The sequence below is a fragment of the Microcystis sp. M53603_WE2 genome (assembly GCF_030065435.1).
Genome location: NZ_JASJFF010000359.1, coordinates 1 through 1,341 on the forward strand (window position 1 = coordinate 1; position 1,341 = coordinate 1,341).

Below are 1,341 nucleotides of genomic sequence, written 5' to 3' on the forward strand. Positions count from 1 at the left end.
ATCTAACAAAGAAATCCACTCAGATTTTCAACAAAACTGAGATGATAGAAAAAAGTGCCTTGAGTTTGAGGGTAAAGAATCTGCTGTGAGCTATTCTGCTACTTTGATGCGACATCCGATGTTTCCCGCCGCGTCGGACAGCAATCGTCTTCGTCTCTTTTCGGGATCCGCTAATGTCTCTCTTGCCCAAGAGGTGGCCCGTTATCTGGGCATGGATGTGGGTCCGATGATTCGTAAACGTTTCGCCGATGGTGAATTGTACATCCAGATTCAGGAATCGATCCGGGGCTGTGATGTCTATTTAATTCAACCCTGTTGCAATCCCGTCAACGATCATTTGATGGAATTGTTGATCATGATTGATGCCTGTCGTCGTGCTTCTGCCCGACAAATTACCGCCGTAATTCCCTATTATGGTTATGCTCGCGCCGATCGCAAAACCGCCGGCCGGGAATCGATCGCCGCTAAACTGGTGGCTAATCTGATCACGGAAGCGGGGGCAAGTCGCGTGTTGGCCATGGATTTGCATTCGTCCCAAATTCAAGGTTATTTCGATATTCCCTTCGATCACGTTTACGGTTCCCCAGTGGTGGTGGACTATCTTCTCAGTAAACAATTACCCGATATCGTCGTGGTTTCTCCCGATGTGGGTGGGGTGGCCAGGGCGCGGGCTTTTGCCAAAAAACTCAGTGATGCTCCCCTAGCAATTATTGATAAACGCCGGCAAACCCATAATGTGGCGGAAGTGATGAACTTGATCGGCGATGTTAAGGATAAAACGGCGGTTTTAGTCGATGATATGATCGATACGGCCGGTACGATCGCTCAAGGGGCGCAGTTACTGAAAGCCAAGGGGGCGCGACAGGTTTATGCTTGTGCCACCCATCCGGTTTTTTCTGGTCCGGCGATCGAGCGTTTATCCAGTGGCATAGTCGAGGAAGTGATCGTTACTAACACGATTCCCGTCCCCCAAGAACATCTTTTCCCGCAACTGAAAGTCTTGCCGGTTGCCCCGATTCTGGGGGAGGCAATATGGCGCATTCATGAGGACAATTCCGTGAGTAATATGTTCAAATAGATGGCCGAATCCCCCTAAAACTAGGGGGAATTTTTATATTTAGCCCTTTTCTGTGGAAATGGGGTGGGTTAATGGCATTATCAACCACTCCATCTCGCGGAGAGAGGGGGAAGGTGTAGAGAGAGAATCGATCGGAAAATTAAATAGGGCTTGCTGAATAATGGTAAAACCCTTTTAAAATAAGGCTTTTGACCTGTTAAAGTCCGATGTTAGTGCAAGAAAATAGGATTGGGACTTTCAAAAACCTTGCATTATCCTTCTTG

1 protein-coding gene is annotated in these 1,341 nt (G+C 47.9%); it reads left to right on the forward strand.

Annotated elements, in window-relative coordinates; translation table 11 throughout:
* Window positions 1-106 precede the first annotated feature (106 nt).
* Window positions 107-1,078, forward strand: a complete 972-nt coding sequence (locus PX481_RS07760; RefSeq protein ID WP_288025030.1) for a ribose-phosphate pyrophosphokinase — start codon at window positions 107-109, stop codon at window positions 1,076-1,078.
* Window positions 1,079-1,341: the final 263 nt, after the last annotated feature.